Source organism: Tateyamaria sp., assembly GCF_059783535.1.
The window spans coordinates 68,753-90,584 of record NZ_JBYNDP010000002.1; the positions used below are offsets into that span (position 1 = coordinate 68,753).

At 56.3% G+C, this 21,832-nt stretch carries 17 protein-coding genes; 4 read left to right on the forward strand and 13 right to left on the reverse strand.

The window, feature by feature from the left end:
- Positions 1 to 529: 529 nt before the first annotated feature.
- On the reverse strand, positions 530 to 1,042 hold the full coding sequence (locus AC6RA8_RS00875) for a hypothetical protein (protein WP_500350238.1): 513 nt from the start codon (positions 1,040 to 1,042) through the stop codon (positions 530 to 532).
- Positions 1,043 to 1,254: 212 nt separating this feature from the next.
- Between AC6RA8_RS00875 and AC6RA8_RS00880 the strand changes: the two genes are divergently transcribed.
- Positions 1,255 to 1,710: a hypothetical protein gene (locus AC6RA8_RS00880; protein WP_500350239.1), complete on the forward strand. Its 456-nt coding sequence runs from the start codon at positions 1,255 to 1,257 to the stop codon at positions 1,708 to 1,710.
- Between the two features lie 142 nt (positions 1,711 to 1,852).
- Here AC6RA8_RS00880 and AC6RA8_RS00885 read toward each other — a convergent pair whose 3' ends face one another.
- The 7 genes from AC6RA8_RS00885 to AC6RA8_RS00915 form a co-directional block, all read right to left on the reverse strand.
- The gene (locus tag AC6RA8_RS00885) at positions 1,853 to 2,032 is read right to left on the reverse strand and encodes a hypothetical protein (protein WP_500350240.1); all 180 of its coding nucleotides are present in this window, start codon (positions 2,030 to 2,032) and stop codon (positions 1,853 to 1,855) included.
- Positions 2,032 to 2,598 carry a recombinase family protein gene (locus AC6RA8_RS00890; protein ID WP_500350241.1) on the reverse strand — a complete coding sequence of 189 codons (567 nt, stop codon included), beginning with the start codon at positions 2,596 to 2,598 and terminating at the stop codon, positions 2,032 to 2,034. The genes AC6RA8_RS00885 and AC6RA8_RS00890 overlap by 1 nt, the downstream gene beginning before the upstream one ends.
- Before the next feature lie 836 nt (positions 2,599 to 3,434).
- Complete coding sequence (locus tag AC6RA8_RS00895; RefSeq protein WP_500350242.1) at positions 3,435 to 4,049, reverse strand: VPLPA-CTERM sorting domain-containing protein; 615 nt, start codon at positions 4,047 to 4,049, stop codon at positions 3,435 to 3,437.
- A 17-nt stretch (positions 4,050 to 4,066) separates the two neighbouring features.
- Positions 4,067 to 9,814 (reverse strand): calcium-binding protein, encoded by a 5,748-nt coding sequence (locus AC6RA8_RS00900; RefSeq protein ID WP_500350243.1) that lies wholly within the window; start codon positions 9,812 to 9,814, stop codon positions 4,067 to 4,069.
- A 355-nt stretch (positions 9,815 to 10,169) separates the two neighbouring features.
- Positions 10,170 to 10,556 (reverse strand): VPLPA-CTERM sorting domain-containing protein, encoded by a 387-nt coding sequence (locus AC6RA8_RS00905; protein ID WP_500350244.1) that lies wholly within the window; start codon positions 10,554 to 10,556, stop codon positions 10,170 to 10,172.
- Positions 10,557 to 10,686: 130 nt separating this feature from the next.
- Positions 10,687 to 11,385, reverse strand: coding sequence for a winged helix-turn-helix domain-containing protein (locus tag AC6RA8_RS00910; protein WP_500350245.1), 699 nt, complete (start codon positions 11,383 to 11,385; stop codon positions 10,687 to 10,689).
- A gap of 113 nt (positions 11,386 to 11,498) precedes the next feature.
- Positions 11,499 to 13,175, reverse strand: a complete 1,677-nt coding sequence (locus AC6RA8_RS00915; RefSeq protein WP_500350246.1) for a tetratricopeptide repeat protein — start codon at positions 13,173 to 13,175, stop codon at positions 11,499 to 11,501.
- Positions 13,176 to 13,848: 673 nt separating this feature from the next.
- Here AC6RA8_RS00915 and AC6RA8_RS00920 point away from each other — a divergent pair.
- Both AC6RA8_RS00920 and AC6RA8_RS00925 read left to right on the forward strand, forming a co-directional pair.
- Complete coding sequence (locus tag AC6RA8_RS00920) at positions 13,849 to 14,289, forward strand: hypothetical protein (protein WP_500350247.1); 441 nt, start codon at positions 13,849 to 13,851, stop codon at positions 14,287 to 14,289.
- A 52-nt stretch (positions 14,290 to 14,341) separates the two neighbouring features.
- A complete protein-coding gene (locus AC6RA8_RS00925) occupies positions 14,342 to 14,749 on the forward strand; it encodes a hypothetical protein (RefSeq protein ID WP_500350248.1) in 408 nt (135 codons plus the stop codon).
- Between the two features lie 166 nt (positions 14,750 to 14,915).
- On the opposite strand, the gene AC6RA8_RS00930 is transcribed toward AC6RA8_RS00925, so the two are convergent.
- The 5 genes from AC6RA8_RS00930 to AC6RA8_RS00950 form a co-directional block, all read right to left on the reverse strand.
- Positions 14,916 to 15,332, reverse strand: a complete 417-nt coding sequence (locus AC6RA8_RS00930; RefSeq protein ID WP_500350249.1) for an ATP-binding cassette domain-containing protein — start codon at positions 15,330 to 15,332, stop codon at positions 14,916 to 14,918.
- 602 nt (positions 15,333 to 15,934) lie between these two features.
- The gene (locus AC6RA8_RS00935; protein WP_500350250.1) at positions 15,935 to 16,315 is read right to left on the reverse strand and encodes a carboxymuconolactone decarboxylase family protein; all 381 of its coding nucleotides are present in this window, start codon (positions 16,313 to 16,315) and stop codon (positions 15,935 to 15,937) included.
- Positions 16,316 to 16,318: 3 nt separating this feature from the next.
- A complete protein-coding gene (locus tag AC6RA8_RS00940; protein WP_500350251.1) occupies positions 16,319 to 17,764 on the reverse strand; it encodes an aldehyde dehydrogenase family protein in 1,446 nt (481 codons plus the stop codon).
- Positions 17,765 to 17,971: 207 nt separating this feature from the next.
- A complete protein-coding gene (locus tag AC6RA8_RS00945; protein ID WP_500350252.1) occupies positions 17,972 to 19,051 on the reverse strand; it encodes an aromatic ring-hydroxylating oxygenase subunit alpha in 1,080 nt (359 codons plus the stop codon).
- Positions 19,048 to 19,935: a MurR/RpiR family transcriptional regulator gene (locus tag AC6RA8_RS00950; RefSeq protein ID WP_500350253.1), complete on the reverse strand. Its 888-nt coding sequence runs from the start codon at positions 19,933 to 19,935 to the stop codon at positions 19,048 to 19,050. The genes AC6RA8_RS00945 and AC6RA8_RS00950 overlap by 4 nt, the downstream gene beginning before the upstream one ends.
- Positions 19,936 to 20,002: 67 nt before the next feature.
- On the opposite strand from AC6RA8_RS00950, the gene AC6RA8_RS00955 reads away from it, so the two are divergent.
- The coding region (locus AC6RA8_RS00955) for an FAD-dependent oxidoreductase (RefSeq protein ID WP_500350254.1) at positions 20,003 to 21,832 on the forward strand (1,830 nt) is incomplete at its 3' end.

Sequence of the window (21,832 nt, forward strand, 5' to 3'; positions counted from 1 at the left end):
CATTCTAGAAACCTGTCATTTATCAAGTTACCTCGGGTGCGCTGGTTGTCAAACCTCGCAAGGGCAGCTCGGAACTAAGAAACAAATTTTTACGAGTGAGCTCTGTGGTGGGAGAGCTTGGCCCTGTGCTCGAGTTGTTTGATCACTGAATTGCTATACTGCCCACATTTTGCCTGAAGCTACACTACGCCCGGACACGACCTTCGCACCCTTCTTCACAGTAACGTGCTGGGTTTATGTCCACATGAAAAAGCTGGCGCAGCGAGCTTCCGTTGCGAGAAAACTATTGAGGGTTTGGCCCGAAACCCAATCTCAGGTTGACTTGGCAAGGGCCCATTTTCTGCGCGTCGCCGTCATTGCTCTTGTGCATTCCCGGCGCTTCGCCACAATTCATGCGTGATGCAGCATTTGGGAAAATGGGCTCAAGGGGAAATCTGACCATTTTGGCCAGTTGACCGGTGGCAGCCCAAACCGGCCATTCATGCGGGCATCTTGCAACGAGGCTATGCTGGATAAAGCGGGCCATGCCTTAGTCGGCAATGCTTTTTGGCGGTAGAAGATTTGAGCCGTCTCCCAATAGTGGATTTTCCGGTAACTGCTGCCACTTCGATATTGGAGCTGGTGGCGGACGCTTAACTACTGGAAACTCATCCTGCCAAACTCCGCCCCAAGCAACACCACATGCGGCAAGCGCTTCAACGACTTCACTGGGCACATACACCAAAGGGAAACGCTCGGAACCCTCTTTACTTTTAAGTTCATAGGCGACCCAATTGTTTGATGAGCCGTCCAGTATCAATCCCCAAGCAAATGCCGGGAGCGGAAGCCCACGAACGAGAGTGAAGCCCTCCACATATTGGTACACGTTATCTTGCTGTAAAGTCTCAAGGAATGCGGAGGCCAAATCGCGTCTATCGCCTACAAGCTCTTCGTTCTTAGCGTTAACGCAAGTTACAATCGCTGACGCTCTCTCCACGTGTGGAAATGCAGGTGAAGCCAGGAAAAGGAGAACCGCACCTAAAGTGAATGCATATCGTTTCATGAGTCTCATGTAGTCACGGCACCCCGAGATGCTAGCAACCTGCTTTTGATAGGTACGGGCTCATTTACCAGAATCCACAGCGATGCCCTCCCCGGCACCTGCCAGCCCAAAGAAGACATCAATACTTCGGAGACTTCTCGTCTTGCTGGACAATTGATAGCCGACCCAAGATGTTATGCTTAGGAGGATATCTGATTTGGGTTTTGGAATTGATGCGTAAAATTCTTTGGTTGTGGCTAAGTTTGTCAGCTTGGTTTGGTGTCCTCGTCGGAGCCGTGTTTCTTGTTTCAAGCCTCGTCTCATTCGTTTCCCATACATACTTCCAGCTCAACTCAGCTGAGGTCATGATAAAAGTTGTCAAGCTGCAAGAAAAAGTAAGTCAGGGCCAGAAGTTATATCGCCCAGTTCTTGAAGTGACAGATTCCGAAGGTTCTGATGTCAGATACATTGGCGACACTTGGTATTGGCCGAAACCATTCGAGGCGGGGCAGATCGTAAAAGGTAGATTCAAAGAGGCAAACGGTGTCATGTCGGTTGATGAATTGCGAGAGAAAGACCGTATTACCGCGTGGCCACTAACGGTGGATGCAATAGTTTGGGGCGTCTTGGGAGCAGGGTTTCTGGTGTGGCGAAGGAAAAAACTTAGTGCTTCGACAAAATCGGCTTAGTCCGCCCTGCGGTCACCTGACTGGCCAGATCCAATGACCACTTTGGGCTGGCCGCCGACCTTAGAGCCAGGCGCGGCTACGTTATCGTCACTTTTGCCCGATGAAGGAATATGCGGGTCGATTTGGACAAAACCGAAAAGGATCAGTCGTCTTGATAGTCGAGCTCCGTTTCGCCATCGATTGTTCGTCGGACCCAAACACCATCTTTCCGTCGCTGAGTTAATGAATGTCCTTGCTCCAAAAATGCGTTCAACACGGCTTCTTGTTTTTCCGCAAAGAATGGCACGGGATCTAAACCGTCTTTTTGTTTTTGCTCTGCCATCACGATGACTGCCTCGCCATTGCGCGTTGCAGGGTGCTGCGGTTCACACCCAAAATTTCGGCCATACCCGATACAGTCTCTTGCTTTGTTGTAATGGCCGTCTTTGCATGTGCAATCTGTGCCTCGGATAGGGCTGGCGGCCGACCGAGGCGCTTGCCACGTCTACTCGCGGCGCACAGGCCGGCTTTGGTCCGTTCTTGGATCAGGTCGCGTTCAAACTCGGCAAGTGCGCCCATGATGTGAAAGACCAACCTGCCACCTGCGGTTGTCGTATCGATACCATCTGTCAGGCTTCGGAACTCGATGCCGCGATCTCCAAACAGCTTCAGTAGATGAATAAGATCTGCAATGGACCGCCCTACCCTATCCAGCTTCCAAACGACGAGAATATCACCGGCTCTAAGAAGCTCCATTGCTTCCGAAAACCCCGCGCGGCTTTCTGCTGCTTTTGTCCCACTTTGCGCGTGGTCGGTCAAAATCCGATCGCATCCCGCGTCGCCTAGCGCCTCAATCTGTAGATCAAGGTTTTGCTCATCCGTGGAGACGCGTGCATAGCCGACTTTCATTCTCTCTTTTTGCACTAGGTTTTTGCGGCAGTCCAGCTCCAGAGAAACCAAACACTTGCGGGCTCCGCCAAAACCGCCGCAAAAAGGGTCGTTTTTCCACCGTTCGGATCAACTCAAGCTGTTTTCGCAAGCGCCTGCAAAGATGACGCCGCTCGTCCTTCCAACACAAAATTTCGACGCGCGCTTCAGTCTAATAGAAATTTTAGTCTGCGGCGGCATATTTGCTGAAACAGAAGTTCAATCATGCGCTTTGGAGGGCAACAAAAAATTCAAAGGCGAGCCTGAGCTCGCCAATGAACGGACGGTTAGACCATCCTGTTACTGCGCAGATCATAGCTGAACACTGGATACTTTCAATCGATGAAATGACTAGGCCCATTTCAGCGATCAAGATTTCCGGCCCTTTCGGCATTCAAGGCGGAAAACTAAAGGCCCGGCCGAAGCCGAGCCATAGTCGTCGTCCATTACCGTGGTCTGCTATACCCTCAACTTTCGTCTCAGGTTGACATGACAGTGACCTCGAAAGTCGAATCTGTCTGTGTGAGCTCATATGGGAAAACCCAAGCAAGGTCGATGTACAACTTGCGCCTGATGTTCCCGATGCCAGCCAATACAAATGTCCGTTTTGACCCGCACAGCGGACCTAATGCGTGGGGCGGGCCGATGACCGCCCTGCGGGACGAAGTGTGCATTCGCTGCTTTTGCGCGTTTAGCAGTTTTGGTTTGATTAGCAGACCTTCAATATGGATTGCACACAAGCAGCACACTGTAAGCGGATAAGGTCCCGGCGCATCGAAACAGTCTGTCCAATCCTCCAAAAGAGCTCTTTGAGCGATTTAGCTAGTTCGATGGCTTTTGCGGCCCATCCACCCTAGGCCCACAAGCCCGACTAGCAAAAGCGGCAGCCCAGCCGGAAGCGGAATCGGGGCAACGGTGCTGGTTGCGACGTTGGAGATCGTGATCGACGCGCCGAGGGGTTCCCCGTCAAACAGAGACGCGAGTGGATTTGCGCCGAGCTGATCATCGAAGGCGATTAGCGCCAGAACCGACGTTCCGAACGACCCTGCGCCGGAACCGCTCAGATTGTCGAATTGCAATTCGATTACGTCTTCCGTGAAGCCCACGGCGAACAAATCGCCGCCAAGGAAGAAGCCATCTTCATCGAAGATATCGAAGCCGCCGGATAGTCCCGTAGTCGGGTCGGCCAGCGAGAAGCCGATGCCGAAGCCGATTTCGGAGAACCCGTTCGGGGACAAGCCTTCTGTGAAATCCACTTCTGCCCCGAAGGTCGAAAGGTCGCCATCTGGTGCGAACTCAAGATAGTCGATGAAGGCCGTGCTGGATGAAAGACTCGGCGCTTCCGTCGTCAGACCCAAGGTCGCGGCAACCGCTTGTCCCGCTCCGAGTGCCATTCCTGCGGCCAGAACTGCCGCCCTAATGTAATGCTTCATGTAGCCTTCCCTCTTACTCATATCCCTGGTGAGATTAGTTCGAACACATCGTACGTAACGATGGTGATATTGTCGGCGGTTACGCCGTCGCCGCGCACATAGATCGCATCCCGGTCCCCTTCGAGGAAGACGACAACCTGGCTGGACGTTTGCCGGATGGACGCGACGGACGCCCCATCCTCTAGCACGATTTCATCAAGCCCGACCTCATAGTCGAGGATCACATCGCGCTCGCGGACACCATTGTTCGCTTCCGCACCGAAGATGAACTGATCGGCCTCAGCCCCGCCGCGCATCTTATCATAGCTTCCAGCGAGACTGCGAATGGCGTCGGCAGCATCGGTGCCGACAAGGTTGTCGCTGCCGGAGGTGCCATCGACAGGGTTGAACTCTGGCTCCGGGTCCGGTGGGGCAAAATCATTGTCAAATATAGTGGTTTGCACCTCACCGTTGATGACGAGCGCGTTGCCGGACAGCAGGGAAAGCGATGCGACGAGGCCCTCGGTCTCTTCGATGTCTAGGTCGCCGACGATGCCCACCTCGACGATCTTGGCTTTCTCGCCGAAGCCGAATTCAAGCGTGCCGCCGGCTGTACCGGTGGTGTCCGAAGGCCCGGCCGCAGTGCCGGAGAAGCTGTATGCGACGGTCAGTTCACCGTCGAGGTCGCCGGCACGGTAGAAGGTGTAGACAAGGCTCTGCGAGCCGCTGTCGCCCTCGACGATCTCACTGGCGGAGGCTACGACACCAACGGCCGCCGGCATATCCGGTGCGTCCATGGGGCCCGTCTTGGCGACGACTTCGGGTGCGGTTTCGACCGACTGAACCGCCTGTTCGACATTGCCGGTAAGGATCGCGTCGAGGATGGCGGCCTCTTTCAGGGCCGGATCGGAGATCCCTTGGGCGGCTTCTTCGGCCACGGCCAGAAGCTCTTCAGGAATGTCGTCGAGATCGAGGACGCCGGCCGGGAAGCTCAGGTCGGTGAAGTCTTCCGTCCCCCGCCCCGGAGCGTAGTCGAAGAGCGAGGTCGCATTGTCGATCCGCCAGCCGTCGGCGTACTGGCCGTAGAGGTCGTCGAAGCTGACAGGCTGCGTAAGGACGGTGCCGTCAGGCAGCGCGAGGTCGTTCGAGGTGTCCCCATCGCCATTGCCCACGAGGCCCTGGACATCCCGGCCTGTCGAGAGCGAGATCGCGGTATTGAGGAAGCCATCGAAGAGATCGATGCGCAGTTGCTCGCCGTTGGCGTAGACCAGCGTTATTGCTTCGCCGTCAAAGTAGATATCGCCGTCGCCGACGGGCGCGCCACGGGCGGCAGTGGCGAGATCGAAAGCGCCGCCGTCGACTTTGACAAGGTCTGCAGCTTCGGCATCCACGATAACGCGCGCCGTACCGAGGCTAGTGGCGACGGCGGTCGTCTGGCTGGCGATGTCGCTGCCCGGCACTGGCTGGTATCGGACCTGCACTTCGAGCGGATCGCCGCTTACCGCGCGCACCAGTGTGAACTCGCCCACGGCCTGGAAGTCGTAGCCGAGCCCGTCGAGCGTGACGATGTGAGGGTCACCATAGGAGGAGCCTGTCGCGCCGATGGGCAAGACCGGCGGCACGCCGTCGTCATTGCGGATCGAGCCGGTGGCTTCGCGGATGCCGATTGCAAGCCCCGCCGGCCAGCTAGCGTCGGCCTCGATCTCGGCGATCACGTTGTCATGCGTCTCCGCAACGGCATCAGCCACAATCAGAACGTCGAAGGTCGCCTCGGCAGATCCCACGGGAATGATCACGGTGCCGCTATCGGGCAGTCCGCCTATCAGATCGTCGCTTTCGGCGCCAAGTAGACCGCCGGCGGTTTTGAGCGAGTAGTTTACCACCAGTTCGTCGCTGGTGTCGCCGGTACGGCTAACCGTAAAGGTCAGCGCGCCGCTATCTTCCTGCGCCTTGCCGCCGGTGATGTTGACGGTGGGCGGCTCCTCATCGTTGAGGATCCGGATATAGGTTTCGTCACCACCAATCTCGGCCGGAATCGACCCGTCTGAGGTGGCGTTCGAAAGGGCAATGGCGAGGTCTTCGTCGGCCTCGATATCGAAATCGGAGGCTATGTCGACGGTTATGATCGCCTCGGTATCGCCCGATGAGAAGTTCAGCGTCTGCGGCACGCCGAACGCCGAACTGATGTCGGCCGCATTCGCCGGGTTCAGTCCAAAGCCGGAGACGGTCACATCGACGCTTGCCGTGGTGAAGATGTCGCCGGAGCGGGTGACGGTGAGGTCGATACTGGTGGCGCCTTCGACGACGCTTGCGGTGAAAAAACCCGCGTCCTGGATGTCGAAGACAGTCGGCACAGGTCCGCCGACCGGTCCGCCCTCGGAGGCAATCGGGCCAGCATAGCCGCTACCGACGATCATCGTCGCTTCGGCCGTACCGTCGCCGTTGGTGTCGATCCTAAGTTCGGTTCCAACGATGTCGACATTCGCCGCGATCACGTTGAAGTCGTCGTCGAAGACGGTGATGATGTCGCCCGCTTCGAGATCGGTGATTCTATCGCCGTCGAGTTCCCAGACGCGCCCGCCGATCCTGTCGGCGCCGGCTCCGGCGGTGATCGTGTCGATCCCGCCACCGGCAAAGATCTCGTCCGCACCGGCCCCGGCATTGACGGTATCGTTGCCGCCAAGGCCGATCAGGATGTTGTCGCTGCCGTCGCCGGTAAGCGTATCTTCGAAATCTGTGGCCGTTACCTGCTCGATCGAGGTGAATGTCTCGGCATTGCCGAAGCCGTCGGTCGCGGTGCCGGCGTCGAGGTCGACCACGACGCCGTTCAGGCCGCCGCGATTGTCATCGAAGCTGAAGCTGATCCGGTCCTGGCCGGTGCCGCCGGTGTAGCTGTCGACGCCGTCGAGCCCCTGGTATTCGGTGAATTCCTGATCTGAGCCGATGAACGTATCGTTGAATTGGGTGCCGCGGACACCCTCGATGTTCTGAAAGGTGTCGGTTCCGGCAAAGGCGGCCGTCGCAATCCCGGTTCCGGGTGCTGCGTCATTGTCGAAGTCGATGAAAAGGCCCGACGTCTCGTCGCGGTTGTCATAGATCAGCCAGTCGCGGCCACGGTCACCGCCGCCGCGCCCGTCAATGAAATCGTTGCCGAGGGAAGAGAAGAACTCCTGCCGTTCCTCCACGTCGTCGCCGAGGAGCATGTCGTCGCCATCGCCGCCGCCGATGTTGCGGATGTTGACGAAGGTGTCGAATTCCGCGCTGCTCTCGTAATCGGTGCGGCCGAGTTCGGTGTCGATGGTCAGGTTGATGCCGACCCGGCTGTAGTTGATGTCGAAAAAGCCTTCCGAGCCGCCGATGATGGTATCGGAGCCGAGCCCCGGATTGGCGCCGCCACCGATCCCCAAGAAGGTGATGAAGTCATTGCCGTCATCGCCGTTGACGAAATCGCGGTTGCCGCGCGCGTTGATCGTATCGTTGCCGCGTCCGCCTTCGAGATAGTTGTTGTCGCCGCCGAAGCTGTCGAGGGTGTCGTTGCCGTCCTCGCCCCGCAACTCGTTGCGGTTGCCATCCCCGGTGATGAAGTCGTCGAACTGCGAGCCGCGGATTTCCTCGATGCCGGAGTAGGTGTCGGTGTTGTCATAGGTGTCGGTTCCGGTCCCGGCATCGAGGTTGACGACGATGCCGATCTCGGACGAGCCGACATCGGCTTCGTCGCGGCTGTAATCGACCCGGTCCCCGTCGCCGGCCCCGCCGTTGAAGGTGTCGTTCCCGCCGAAGCCGCGGAACTCCTGATTGCCATCGGTGCCGTTGAAGATGTCGGCGTTGTTGGTGCCACTGACCCGCTCGATACCGGAGAAGGTATCGATGTCACCGGCGTAGTCTAATACCGTGCCGCCCAACTCGCTGGTGAAGGTGACAGTGATCCCGTTCGCGGTGCCGACATCGCGGCTGTCAAAGATGTAGGACAGCTCGTCATCTTCGAAGAGTGGTCCGTTTGCGCCGCCGATCACGGTGTCGGCGCCCGCACCGGGTTGCAGGAAGTCGCCGCCCACACCGCCATCGAGCGTGTCGTCGCCCTCTCCGCCGCTCAGATCGTCGTTGCCGTCATTACCGGTGATCGTGTCGTTGCCACCCTCGCCGCGCAGCCGCTCGTCCCCGGCTGAGCCGATGATGGCGTCGTCGAAATCCGATCCCTCGATTTCCTCGATGGAGATCAGCATGTCGGTGTCGCCGAATGTGTCTATGACTGTGTTGGTGTTGAGATTGGCGACAATGCCCTGGAACCCTCTCTCGTCGCCGTCACGTCGGTAGCTCGCCCTGTCGCCGCCCGAGAACTCGACCGGGTTGTCGCCGCCGTCGAGGATATCGTTCCCCTGGCCGCCCACCAGCGTGTCGCGTCCGCCGAAGCCGCGGAGTTCGTCGTCGCCGGCGCGACCGTCGAGGAAATTGTTCTTGTCATTGCCCAGGATCGTGTCGGCGGAATCCGTGCCTCGGACATCTTCGATATCAATCAGCGTGTCGGTGTCACCGAAACCGTCAATTGCGGTTCCCGCCGCGAGATCGGCGAATATGCCCGCCGGTCCGCCGCGGTCGGCATCGCGGTGATACTCGGCGCGATCCCGGCCCGCACCGCCGTCGATGATATCGTTGCCTTCCGAGCCTCGAAAAGTATCGAAGTCGCCGCCGCGCCCTTCCAGGACATCATCGCCTTCGCGGCCATCCAGAAAGTTGTCGTTGTCGTCGCCGAGCAGGATGTCGTCGAACTCGCTGCCATCGGCGCCTTCGATAGAGATCAGTGTGTCCGTGTTGCCCCAGCCGTCCGTAACGGTGCCTAGAGCCAGATCCATGTCGACGCCCGCGGGATCGTCGAAATGCCCGATGACGTCGAAGCCGTCGCCGCCATCTAGAGTGTCGCTGCCGTCATCGCCTTCGAGATTGTCGTCATCCCCGCCGCCAAGGATGACGTCGTCACCGCCTTCACCCTGGATTTCGTTCCGGCCGCCATCCCCTATGAGGCGATCCGCGAACTCCGAGCCTTTAAGATTTTCTATGTCAATCAGTACGTCGTTGTCGCCCCAACCGTCGGTCGCGATGCCGGTGCCCAGATCGACGCTCACGCCGGACGGGTCGCCTTGGTACTCCGCGCGATCCCTGTCGCCGCCGCGCCCATCGAGGATGTCGTCGCCTTCGAGGCCCTGCAGGTCATTGCGCCCATCGTCGCCGCGGATTACGTCATTGAAGCGGGTGCCGTTGACGCGTTCGATCGAGACCAACGTATCGGAGTTGTTCCAGCCGTCGGTGGCAGTCCCAGTGGCTAGATCGACGTTGACGCCTTGGAAGATGGGGCCGTTGCCGTCGAAACCGTCGTCGGAGTAGTCGACTCGGTCGCGGTTCACGGTGCCGATATAGGTGTCGTCACCGCTGCCCGCCGCGAAGAAGTGATCGCCAAAGGCATTCGAGTCCTGGCTTGCAATGACGATGTCGTTACCCGCTCGGTCGAATGTGTAGGTGCCGCCGAGACCACCGACATAGATCACGTCGTCGGCATTCGATCCGTGGAAGCTCTCGACGTTCGTAATGCTGTCCGTTCCGAAACCGCGTTTGTCCACGGTGAACGCAGGGACGCCAGTAATCGCGACGCCGGTGTTGTTTATAAGGATGCCGTTGATGAAAAGGCCGCTATCATAAAAGATCGTGTCGAAATCGCCGAGCAGGTCATAGATGTCGTTGCCAATACCTGCGCTAAAGAAGTCCTGGCCTGGAGTTCCTTCGAAAGTCGCCATAATATCCCCCCTGAAAAGCAGCAAATGTAACGCCCGCTCGATCGGAGCGGTTAAAGTCTATGAAATTTAGCAATTAGTTTGGGCTTCTTAATTCGTTCCTCGATCAACCTATTAAAGAACCTAATCTACGGGATTCATTTACCACAGAATAAGCTATTCACAAAGGCCCTTAATTGTCTGACGTCAGCGCCGTTGTGAAATTGAGGCTCGTTGCGTAGAGATACGTTTCCGGCGCATCGTAGATCTTGAGGATGAAATGAAAACACGTGACGCATAAAACTATGCAGATTGGATTATAAAGGACATCCGACGCAGGACCAGGAAGCGGGCTTTGACCGCATCCTAGTCCTTTGTGCTAGGCTTTGCGTCGTCGCCGCAGTAGTGCAATACCCCCCAACCCCGTCAGCAAAAGCGGTAGCCCAGCCGGAAGCGTAATCGGAGCAACTGCGCTAGAAGTCACGTTGGAGATCGTAATCGAAGCGCCGAGCCCAAACGAGTCGCCGCCTTGCGGTGATGCAAACGGATCTGCACCGAGCGGATCATCAAAGACGACCAGCGCCAAAACCGATGTTCGGAACGATCCTGCGCCGGAACCACTCAGATTGTCGAATTGCAGTTCGATCATGTCTTCGGTGAAGCCCGTGTCGAACAGATCGCCGGCGAGGAAGAAGCCGTCTTCGTCAAGGACATCGAAGCCACCCGCCGCCGTGGCCGCTTCGGAGGTCGCCCCCAGCCCTATCACGCGATCAGCGTGACGAAGTGCGCCGGATGCGGAACGACTAAGGCCGGTCTTTCTCGAGATTGCCCGCTTGTTCTGGGTTAGACCACAAACTGTTCGCCGCGCTTAAACAGATCTGCTCAACTACACTTGGTCAAGCCGCTCGCATCGTTTCCAAGGACCTGCTGTCCGTGACTCGATAACCTTGGCCCCACACGGTTTGTATGCAGTCCTGCTTCAAACCGGCCTCACGTAACGTCCGCCTGATTTGGCAAACAAAAACGTCTACGATTTTTGCTTCGGGCGGCTCGTCCCAACCATAAAGATGGTTAAACACCATGTCTTTGGTCACTATTTGCCCGCGCTTGAGGAAAAGCAGCTCCAGAAGCTTTTGTTTCTTGTACGGGAGATAGATGTCTCTGCCGTTGACGGCAAAGGTGCCCTTTGAAGTATTGAAGGCTACTTCGCCACAGAGTATCGTGTCTGACAAGGCACCATTCGCCATGCGAAGGATTGTGTCACACTGCAGTTTCGTCAGATAATCGTTGCCGCATTCCGGTATGATAATGTCCGGTCCGACCCGTGACCATTCAGTGTGACTGGCAGCTTGTTCTTGCGATGCCAGCCCGATCACGACGGGAACATCCAAAGCTGCCTTTGCATTTTGTGTGGCAATTCGAACCTCTCCGCTTTTTGCGCAAAGGCCAATCAAAGCGGCTTGAAACGAGTGTGTGCCTTCAAAATCCAAGAGTTGTTCCGGATCTTCCGCACGGAAAACATCCCAAACCTGGCCAACCACCTGCCGCTTTACTCTTGCAAAGAGCGCATCTGATCCAAGAAACAATACGTTCATAGTGATTCCTCCGAATTGACCGAAAGAAACCGTCAACGTGTGGCTGAATCACGTACATGTATGTTACTCGGGCGTTACGTACCTACTGTTAAACTGCGGTTAAGAAACTGTTTTTACTGCGCTCTTCGCTTGTTGAGGTAGGGGTCAATCACTTCCTGATAGCGGGGCATTACATCAGGATTGCTGAACGTAACCCGAACCTCGCGCATGGGATCGGATGGATCGTTGGCTGTACGAGCGTTGGGGTGCGTGAAGAATTGATCTGCCATCTCCATGTCTCCAAGCGCGACGCTTGCAGCAAAGGCGAGCGAGTAACCGCGGGAATCGCCCCGATCAATAATGGTCCGCGCCCGGCTCAAGGAAAGAGCGTAGTCAGACCGTCTGAATGCATCTAATGAGAGCGGAATAATCATGTAGCCGGGCACATTGGGTTGCATGTCGATCCCCTCTTGCATAGCAACCACTCCGTTCTCCCAGTCTCCACCGAGTGCCATTTGCCATCCGAGCAGAAAGTGCGGTGCAGGGCGCGAAGGAGCAAGTTCTACAGCTCTTCGATACTTTTCAATTGCGCCAGAGCGATCCCCTTGTGCGGAGAGAACGTTGCCCAATACCTCGTGCGCGAAGGAATCCGATGGCCGAATCCTGATTGCCTCCAATGCGTAGCTCTTCGCATTGTGTAAAATCGCATTCTGTTCCAGCCCACGTTCTTTGCTGCTCTCAAAAAAAAGGTTCAATGCGTGTGCGGACAAAAGTGTGGAGTTTTGGGTTCCGTCCGCAATAGCCTTTGCCAGGCAACTTCTGGAGGCTTCTTCTGTTTGAGTGTCTTTTGTAGCGTCGAAGACAAGAGAGAGAATGAGACACTGATACTCGGTGGTGGTCACATTAACCTCGCCCTCCGAAGCGACGACAAGAGCCGCTTGCTCCATTGTGATTGCCCCGGATGGGCCTGCAACTTCTTGTCCAATGCCAATAGTGGCGTCGGTTAAGCTTTTGTAGAAGTCTGAGGTGCCATCGGCGATTGTTATTGTACGGGCGTAAACGACAGTTTCAGACTCGATTGAGTTGAGTTGTAGTCCGATGATTCCAGATCGGCCTTCAAACGTGGGAGTCATAGCCAGCCGATAGCTCGGTGGAGAGACCGCTGCGCTTCGCAGATCATCTGGGTTTAATGGACCATCTCTCACGATCACCGTTGGAAGATGTGACAGATCAGTTAAAAGCTGCTGTCTGAAGCCCAATGCGAAATTTGCACCAGTTGAACCTTTAGGTACGGAAATTGGTGCTACTTCGATGACTGGACGATCAACCTGTCGAACATCGGGGTCTCGGTCATCGATCAAGAATAACAGTTCTAGGAAAACCAAGCCAGATACAGCGACCAGTGCTGCTATGTATCCCAGCCTCTTTTTGTCTTTTGCACGAAGCGAGACGACGGCCTGATCGGCTGGCTCCGCTAGCTCGATCTTCGGCCTATAGCTCCCTTTGGGGATTGTAATCCTAGGTTCATGTGGATCCTGCGACCTTGCATAGTGGAGTTCCAACGCGTCCCTTAGTCGAGCAACTTCAACCCGGACAATGCTATCTGTGGCAGGGTCAAAGTCTGCGCCTCGACCCAAGACATCCAGTGCGATTGCATAGGCCTTGACGTTTTCTCCACGGCCTTGAAGCTCCTCGTTTACCAGGTAGGCAAGGAGATCATATCTCCGGTTGCTGCCCTTCAACAAAGACTGCGTTCTGGCCCTTTCAAGCCAAGCTAAAACTTCAGAATTCGCGTCGGATTGAGTCGCCATAAACAGCACCCCTTGCGTGGAGCTTAGCGTGCAAGCCAGTTGGTGCAAATTGCGTTTCACATAGATTGACGCGGTTCAAGCGGGAACAACGGATGTGATTTCGGCGTACGTACTATCCCTCGCCAAAGAAAAGCGCGAAGTGCGCATCACAGTTGGCGCCATCGGAGGCGTCGTTTTCCACACCAAAAACACAGGTTCTCCTCGTGCTAGAAACTGTCGACCAAGAGACCCCAAGTTGGGATTGTCAAAAACCTCATGCCCTCATTGTTGACCACGACGAGGAATTTGGTGCGCACGTAGTGAACGCGCTTCAAGCAAGATTCATATGCGCCAAACATGCTCGCACTGTTGACGACTTCCTAGACTTGAATTGTCGCGCGCGGGTCGATCTCGTCGCGTTGGAAGTCGACGCAATGGATCCGCAAACGCTCGACAACCTGCTTCTGCTACGCACTCACTTTGGGGAAGGACCTGTAACACGGATCGTGGCAGCGGCAAGCTTTGCGCCAGGGTCATTTCCACACCTTGTTGAACAGCGCGGTGCTGACGCTTGTATATCTCGAAGTCAGGACCCGCAAACTATGGCTGCGGCCCTCGAGACCCAACTCCGCGAACACAGAAAATAGATACAAGCCGATACGGCGGATCGCCGTTTGGTTCGAAAGACGCACACATGAAACAAAAACTACATGTGTCCTCAGCTAGAGGACGTTTGGATGCACCACGGGTGCTACTTGCGGGTTTTTTGGCGGCCGAAGCAGATGAAATCTCGCTCGCTTTCAAAAAGATGGGATGGGACACACTCCACCTGCAGAAGGAAGCTGAAATTGAGCAAGCTTTCTTTGCACTCCGCTTTGATGTGACAGCTATCGATGCTGAGCATCTCGAAGTGTCAGCGCCGCACTTGATCGAACGTTTGCGACGTGCCCGTGGCCTTTCTTCCGACGCAACGATAGTGGCCGTAGAAACGTCCGTTCTTGGAGAACTCCAAGAACAGCTTATGCGGTCCGGCGCAGATTTGGTAATCAGCAGACCAAGTGACCCAAATCTTTACATGATCAACTTTACACGCGCCGCTACCTTGCGAATACAAAGCATCGGGAAAGCGATTTGAATCGAGCCGACAATATTGTGATTACTCCAACTCATGCGTTGAGCGCTAAATCATGCTGACGGCATTCGAAAGCTTCTTGGATGACATCTCTCGCTGCTTCATTCAGCAAAATGTTGACTTGTGGATGTCCCGTCTGACACTTCCATTTACGATTATCACGAGGGACGGGCCCAATGTCTTGGAGACGCCAGAAGCCGTGGTTGAGAACTTTGGCTACTACCTGCAGGCTTGCGAGGTTATGCGCCTCGATCTCATTGTTAGGACCGTCGTTACACTGGAAGACTGCGACGACGGTACTTGGCTTGGTACATTTCAAACCCGCCTGTTGAGCAACCAAATTCTTGCAACTGCGCCGTATACTTCGACCGCTCTCCTAACCTTACAGAACGATCACTTCCGCATGTCTTCTATGCTGAATGGTCGAGGGCATACCGACTGGACCGACGCAACTAATCCGTGATTGGTCGCTTAAAGTTCGGTTGAACGGGCCACACCGCTTCGACGTTACCCTTCTGTCGATGGCTGCTCTCGGGAAACGGCATTGCAGGGCTTGATCATCGGATGGAGGTCGGTTTGGGGCCTTCCTTCCAAGCGACAATGTCAGCTTTCTGGCGCATTACTTCTTTTCAGGCAAAGCGCAGCATACCGCCGGACAATTGGTGCGGATACTCGAACAGTCGCTGAGAAGGGTTGGCAATACCGACGCGCTGAAGCATTTTTTCGGCGCGAGCGAGCGCCTCTTGGCGCGTGGTGCCGTTATGCTGAATGATCGCTTCGCATATCTGATCCTCGATGCGAAATGCCGGGTTTAGGGATGTCATGGGTTCCTGGAAAATCATCGCGATGCGACTGCCACGCATGGAGCGTGGCAAGGCGTCGCGCGTAAGATCGAAGTTTTCAGATCCAACCACCAGATTTCCTGAGGAAATTTCTGATGACTCTTTCGGGAGTAACCCCATCAGAGCCATCGCGGTGACGCTCTTGCCGCAGCCAGACTCACCAACGAGGCAAAGCACTTCGCCCGATTTGGCCGCGAGGGACACGTGATCCACCACGTCATTGGATTGCCCGCGAAAGCGCAACGCCAAGCTGCTCAGCTCAATAGCGCAACTATCAGGTGGTGCATGCAATCGGGTCTGTCAATCTTGCTTACCTTGTGACATCGCCCAGTCCCGTGGTCGAGATCGCACCGAAATGCAAACCAATTGAAGATTGGAGTCGGACCTCAAGTGCGTCAAACTGTCAATACCAAACCCGCCGCATCAGCCTATTGAGGCGGCCTGGCCATTTTAGTGCATACCGATCAGGCAACAGGCGGCGCAAACGATGGAGGTCGCTCTGCTCTTGCATGGGGTCGGACAGTCCGCTTGTGTTGCTCAGTCGAAAAAAACTGCAAGATTGACGGATATCTCTGCAGTACCTACGGAGCTCTATCTGCCCCCTGCCCCGACAGCGGTGTTCTGTAACACTTGTACGCAATTCTGCCGTCCTAAGTGACGAGCGTTTTTATCATTCGGCGCGTTCGCATAAATGGCCGCGGCAAAGCAGCGTTTATGTCTTTTGGGTAGCTGGTCATGTCGATCACAGGTGAATGAATCAAGATGCACGCTTGGGGTAAGCTGCGTTCAGCTTCCAGCCCGCCTAATTAATTCTTCTCAAGTACTCCGCGCGCAACGCGGAAGCATTCGAGCGCTTGCGGAACTCCGCAGTAGATACCAATCACGTGAATAATCGCCCGAATTTCTTCTTCGGTCACGCCATTGTTTACTGCACCGCGGCAATGGATTTCCCATTCGTGCATCTTCCCCAAGGCGCCGATCATCGACAAGTTCATCATTGATCGTGTCTTGGCGTCGATCACGTCATCGCCCCAGCCAAATCCCCAACACCACGCCGTCATTGCCTCTTGAAAGGGCCGACTGAAGTCATCTGCAGCAGACAGGTTTCTTTCGACATACTCCGCACCGAGTGTGGCTTTGCGTTGCTCCAGCCCTTTCAGAAAAAGATCCTCGTCAAAAGCGCTCATAAATTATCCTCTCAACCTGATTGCGACATTCTTTGTCTGTACGTAATTCCACAGTGCTTCACGTCCTTTTTCACGCCAGTAGCCGGATTTACCGTAGCCGCCGAAAGGCGTTTCCACGCCGCCCGCATACCATTCGTTGACAAACACCTGACCGGCGCGCAGCCGCCTCGCGGCTGAGGTTGCTCGGTCAAGGTCCCGGGTAAAGACGCCACCAACGAGACCATATGGCGTTCCGTTGGCGATCTTGATGGCTTCTGCGTCCGAAGAGAACTTCAAGACTGAAAGCACCGGTCCAAATACCTCTTCGTTGGCGATCGTCATATCGGGAGCGACGTTGGTGAGGATCGTGGGTTCGAGGAAGGCGCCGGGAATGTTCAACTTTCGACCGCCGGTAACTACGTGCGCGCCTTGTTCTTGTGCCTCTGAGATCATTCCGACCGCGCGGTCTCTCTGTGCCTCTGACACCATCGCTCCCATCGTTGGCCCGAACTCCGGCTGTTCAATGCCCGGTTTTACCGTGAGCGATTGTGCAACCCTCACGAGCCGGTCAACCAATGCATCATGCACGCTGTCATGCACGATCACGCGGCTCATGGCGGAACACACTTGGCCAGCATTGAAGTAGATGCCCCACCGCACATCGTTTTCGAACGCTGCGAGATCTGCATCTTCATGGACGATGGCTGCTGATTTACCACCAAGTTCAAGCACGCAGGGAACGACGTTCCGGGCGGCAGCGGTCGCGATGGCGATGCCCGTGGGCACCGATCCAGTAAAGACGATCTGGTTGACGTCGGGATGCGCAGACAGCGCTGCACCGGCCTCTTGCCCCAATCCGCAAAGGATGTTCACAGCCCCCTTTGGCAATCCGACAGCCTCGGCAGCATGGGCAAACCATGCGTTGCTGAGAGGTGTGAGCTCAGGCGTTTTGATGACACAGCTGTTTCCCGTTGCCAGCGCGGCTGAAAGGGAACGTGCAGTCATTTCAACAGGATAGTTCCACGGAATGATCTGGGCCGAAACGCCGTAGGGTTCGTAGGTGGTGAAATCGAAATAGTCTTTGCCAAGGGGGATGGAGCGCCCCTCAACAGTTTCGGCCTGATTGCCATAATACTCGAAGTAACGCGCGGCACCTTGGATTTCGATCCTGGATTCCCACAGCGGTTTGCCCTGCTCCAACGTCAGAACCTGTGCAATCTCTTCAATGTGCTCCAGCAGATAGCGGCCCATGGCTTGTACCGTACGCCCCCGCTCAACGGGTCTTAGGTCAGACAGTGCGCCTGACTGATGCACGCGCTGTGCTGACTCAACAGCACGATGCACGTCCGCAGCGTCAGCTAGGGCATGTTCAGCCAACTTCTCTCCCGTGCCGGGATTGATCACATCAATCCTGCCCGCGCCGCCATCGACAAAGGCTCCATCGATGTAGTTCTGCCAATAGGGTTTCATGCCAGTCTGACCCGATACTGAGACAGGTGATCGGGCCCTCGAACGTAGCTGGTCATGTGCGACATCCAGCCATGCACGTGGACCGTTTTGGGACTCATGCCCAGGAAGCCCGAGGGCGCGGCGTCACAATCAAAGGGCGGGAGAGCAAAAGCCACCCGATGCGGACAGAGCTCCTGAGCTGTCGTCCGCGAGGCCCGCATTGAGAGATCAGCCATCAATAGCCTCGCGCATCCAGCGTTGCAGATGCATGACCGGATGCTCAGAATTCACGCCACCCTTTGGGTCGATCACGAGGGGCCCCGGTGTGTAGCCGCGCGATCCGAGGCCGCGTTGCACAGACTCAACCAGATGAATGTCTTCTTCTACCGTCGTGGCTCGGTCTTGCACGGCGAGCCTTCGGACCATTTCATCATCCGTTCCACCGACTGAATACCACCCACGCCAGACCACCACATGATCGGAATCGACAGCGCGCCAGTGATAGGTGTTCAGCACATTGCCGGGATAGACTTGGAACGAGAACATCGGCCAGAGAAACCAACTGGAATACTCGTGGCTATGGGCGAACCCAGAATTGACGTCATAGGTCATCTGGTCGAGCGACTGACACTGTGTCGTATGGCGCAGGCACTTGCCTTGCGGCTGGATGTCATAGGTTTCTGGTTTGACAACGCCATTGGCAAAGGTCGGATGGTTCAAGCTGCAATGGTAGCATTCCGAGTAGTTTTCGACCGAAACCTTCCAGTTGCAGTTTTCGGGAATTTCGACCCACTCCAACGGTTTCAGATCAGCCCAATTGGGCACCCACTCCTCCAGCTCGGCGCGCGCATGTGGAAACCAATCCTCCATTGGTGCCGCATCCGCATCCAGATTCACGAACACAAATCCCAGGAATTCCTCGGCACGCACCTCCGTCAAACAGACCGAGGATGTGTCGAAACCATCAACCGACTTGATGTTGGGCCCTGCCCGCAATTCGCCCGTCAGTTCGTATGTCCAAGCGTGGTACGGGCAGACCACCACGCGCGTAGTGCCGGTGCCACTGACCAACTGATGTGCCCGATGCTGACAGACGTTGTAGAATACACGGATTTTGTCGTCGCGCCCGCGGATTGCAAACAAGCTCTCATCTGCAATCTCAAAGGTCGCATAGTCCCCGGTCTTGCTAAGTTCGGACGCGTGGCAGCCAAATTGCCATGTGCGGGCAAGCAACCCCTCGGTTTCCAGTCGAAATACGTCTGGGTCGGTGTAGTACCGCGCGGCCAGAGACCTGATCGGTTCCGTCATTTCTCCTCCGCGTGATAAAGACCCAGCTGGTGACGGCGCTTGTGGAATGTCTCAACGCGCTCGACGATCTCATCGCTTGCGACAGCGACGACAAAGGACAGGAGCGTTTCAAGCAAAGCGATGGTGCTGACCGAGGATGGAAAGAATTGGGGCGTGTCCACGGAAACGACAAACTTGTGATCGGCCATCCGCAGGATCGGGCTGGCTGGACTGTCCGACAAAGCAACAATGAGCATGCCCTGCTCGCGCGCAATTTCCACTGCTTCTACCACTTCTGATCTGTAGGGTTTGCAAGTGATTGCGATCAGGACGTCGTTTTGATCCGCCCAGGCCAGATCATCGACCGGCGTTGAACCGGGCCGTGGAATGGCGTGAAATTCTGTCATTCCGGTCGAAGCCAAGTATGTGAAGTTCCGGACAACCGAGTTGTTCACACCGACACCAAGCGAGAAAACACGCCTGGCGTTCCAGATTGAGTCCGCGGCGGCCTTGAGATCGTTTGTGGAAATGCCCGCAAATGTGCTTTCAACATTGGACAAGACCTCGCGAACCATGTCGGCGTAGAGCCCGCCAAGATCGCCCGATTTCGAGATATCTTGCAGCCAGCGCGCGCGGTCCGGGAAATCGGCAGCGCCCCGTCGGATGGCATCGCGAAATGGCGCGCGGAAGTCCTCATACCCGTCGAACCCCACCTGTCGTGCCATCCGGACAACGGTGTTCGGCTTGACGTTCGCCGCTTCTGCAATCTCGCGAACGGTCGAAACGCCTACATCACGCGGGTTCTCCAGCACATAGGTCGCAGCCTTGCGCGCCTCCGGCGTCAACTCGGAAAGCTCACCTGCGAGCCTTTCAAGAATAGTGTTTGATATATTTGTATCATTCATGATTGACGATGGTACATATGTCCAATTAGCCTGTCGAGCGAAAAGACGACTCGAAAAGGATGTCTCCGTGGCCAATGATTTTCCCACAACCGCGCGCGTAGTCATCGTGGGCGGTGGCATCATGGGTGTCGGGCTTGCCTATCACCTCGGGCATGAAGGTTGGGGCCGTGATACCGTCCTTCTTGAAAAGGCCGAGTTGACATCTGGCAGCACCTGGCATGCGGCCGGACAGATCACGCACTCGACCTCCAGTTTTGGCCTTGGCAAATGCGTGGACTACAACATCGGGCTCTATTCAGGCGGACTGGAGGCCGAGACAGGCCAGCCTGTCACTTGGCACGGCTGTGGGTCGTTCCGGATGGCTTATACTGAGGACGAGATGGACTGGCTACGCCACACCTTGTCGGTGGGAAAGTCGCTTGGGTTCAATATTGAGTTGGTCGGACCAGAACAGATCGCAGCGCTGCATCCGTTCTACAACCTTGACGGTGTGTTGGGGGCGTTGCACACGCCGGACGACGGTCATGTGGATCCTACCAATGTGACCATGGCGATGGCAGCGGGTGCGCGGCAGAAGGGCGTACGGATCATCCGGCAGTGCCGCGCCACGAACATCACACAGATGCCGTCGGGCGAATGGCTAGTCGAGACTGAACGCGGCACGATTACCTGCGAACATGTTGTCAACGCGGGCGGCACCTATGCGCGGCAGATGGGCGAATGGTCAGGACTTCAATTGCCCATGACATCGATGACGCACCACTACTTTGTCACGGAACCTGTGCCTGAGTTCGAAGCACTCGAAAAAGAGCTGCCGGTCATCCGCGACGACAAGAAAGTGTCGGGCTATATCCGGATGGAGCAAAAGCGCGGGTTGATCGGCATTTATGAAAAGGAGAATCCGAACTCGGTCTGGCATGATCATTGCCCCTGGGACTATGAGAACTGGCTGTTTGATGCGGATTACGATCGAGTCATGCCGTATCTGGAAGAGTCATTGAACCGAATGCCCATCTTTGCGGAGCTTGGCATCCAGCGTGAAGTTCATGGCGCCATTAGCCATCCACCCGATGGCAACCCGCTGATCGGCCCTGCCCCCGGCGTGCGCAACTACTGGTGCTGCTGCGGGACGCAAATTGGGATTGGATGGGGTCCCGGCCTGACGCGAGAGCTGGCGCGATGGATGGTGCATGGTGCCGCGGATATCTCAATGCGCGAGTATGATCCTCGGCGCTTTGGCAGCTACGCCACGAAAGACTGGCAGGTGGTGAAGGCCGAAGAAGACTATTGCCTGCGCCACGAAATCCCCTTCCCCCACTTCAACCGGCTGGCCGGGCGACCGATCAAACCGTCGCCACTGCACGAACTCCTCAAAGCCAAGGGTGCAGTGCACGAAGAAGTCTTCGGCTTCGAACGCCCGCGCTTCTTCGCCAAGGGTATCGCTCAGAGAGATCACTATTCTTTCAACCGCACGCCAGTTGATGACATGGTTTCAGCAGAAGTGCGGGCCGTGCGCGAGCGGGTTGGCATTATGGATGTCACCGCGTTCGCCAAAGTGCTGGTGGACGGCCCGGACGCTTATGGTCTTCTCGACCGGCTCACGGCCAACCGGATGCCTCAGAAAGTTGGTTCGATCACACTGACGCATATGCTGAACTGCGCCGGTCGGATCGAGCTCGAGACGACCATCGTGCGCATGGCTCAAGACACGTTCTATCTGGTGTGCGCCGCGTTCTTCGAGCAGCGTCTCTTGGATCATTTGAACGATCAGCGCAGTGGCGAAGACGTTACCGTTACAGCGTTGTCGTCGGATTGGTCTGCCCTCTCGCTCAACGGCCCACGTGCGCGAGAGGTGCTGGCAGCGTGCACCGATGCCGACCTATCAAACACCGGTTTC

What these genes read in the sequence shown, in the direction of transcription:
- AC6RA8_RS00935 (WP_500350250.1), bottom strand. Translation starts at nt 16,315, where the DNA reads ATGAGCGCTTTTGACGAGGATCTTTTTCTGAAAGGGCTGGAGCAACGC.
- AC6RA8_RS00920 (WP_500350247.1), top strand. Translation starts at nt 13,849, where the DNA reads ATGAAACAAAAACTACATGTGTCCTCAGCTAGAGGACGTTTGGATGCA.
- AC6RA8_RS00910 (WP_500350245.1), bottom strand. Translation starts at nt 11,385, where the DNA reads ATGAACGTATTGTTTCTTGGATCAGATGCGCTCTTTGCAAGAGTAAAG.
- AC6RA8_RS00925 (WP_500350248.1), top strand. Translation starts at nt 14,342, where the DNA reads ATGCTGACGGCATTCGAAAGCTTCTTGGATGACATCTCTCGCTGCTTC.
- AC6RA8_RS00945 (WP_500350252.1), bottom strand. Translation starts at nt 19,051, where the DNA reads ATGACGGAACCGATCAGGTCTCTGGCCGCGCGGTACTACACCGACCCA.
- AC6RA8_RS00895 (WP_500350242.1), bottom strand. Translation starts at nt 4,049, where the DNA reads ATGAAGCATTACATTAGGGCGGCAGTTCTGGCCGCAGGAATGGCACTC.
- AC6RA8_RS00880 (WP_500350239.1), top strand. Translation starts at nt 1,255, where the DNA reads ATGCGTAAAATTCTTTGGTTGTGGCTAAGTTTGTCAGCTTGGTTTGGT.
- AC6RA8_RS00915 (WP_500350246.1), bottom strand. Translation starts at nt 13,175, where the DNA reads ATGGCGACTCAATCCGACGCGAATTCTGAAGTTTTAGCTTGGCTTGAA.
- AC6RA8_RS00950 (WP_500350253.1), bottom strand. Translation starts at nt 19,935, where the DNA reads ATGAATGATACAAATATATCAAACACTATTCTTGAAAGGCTCGCAGGT.
- AC6RA8_RS00885 (WP_500350240.1), bottom strand. Translation starts at nt 2,032, where the DNA reads ATGGCAGAGCAAAAACAAAAAGACGGTTTAGATCCCGTGCCATTCTTT.
- AC6RA8_RS00875 (WP_500350238.1), bottom strand. Translation starts at nt 1,042, where the DNA reads ATGAAACGATATGCATTCACTTTAGGTGCGGTTCTCCTTTTCCTGGCT.
- AC6RA8_RS00890 (WP_500350241.1), bottom strand. Translation starts at nt 2,598, where the DNA reads ATGAAAGTCGGCTATGCACGCGTCTCCACGGATGAGCAAAACCTTGAT.
- AC6RA8_RS00900 (WP_500350243.1), bottom strand. Translation starts at nt 9,814, where the DNA reads ATGGCGACTTTCGAAGGAACTCCAGGCCAGGACTTCTTTAGCGCAGGT.
- AC6RA8_RS00940 (WP_500350251.1), bottom strand. Translation starts at nt 17,764, where the DNA reads ATGAAACCCTATTGGCAGAACTACATCGATGGAGCCTTTGTCGATGGC.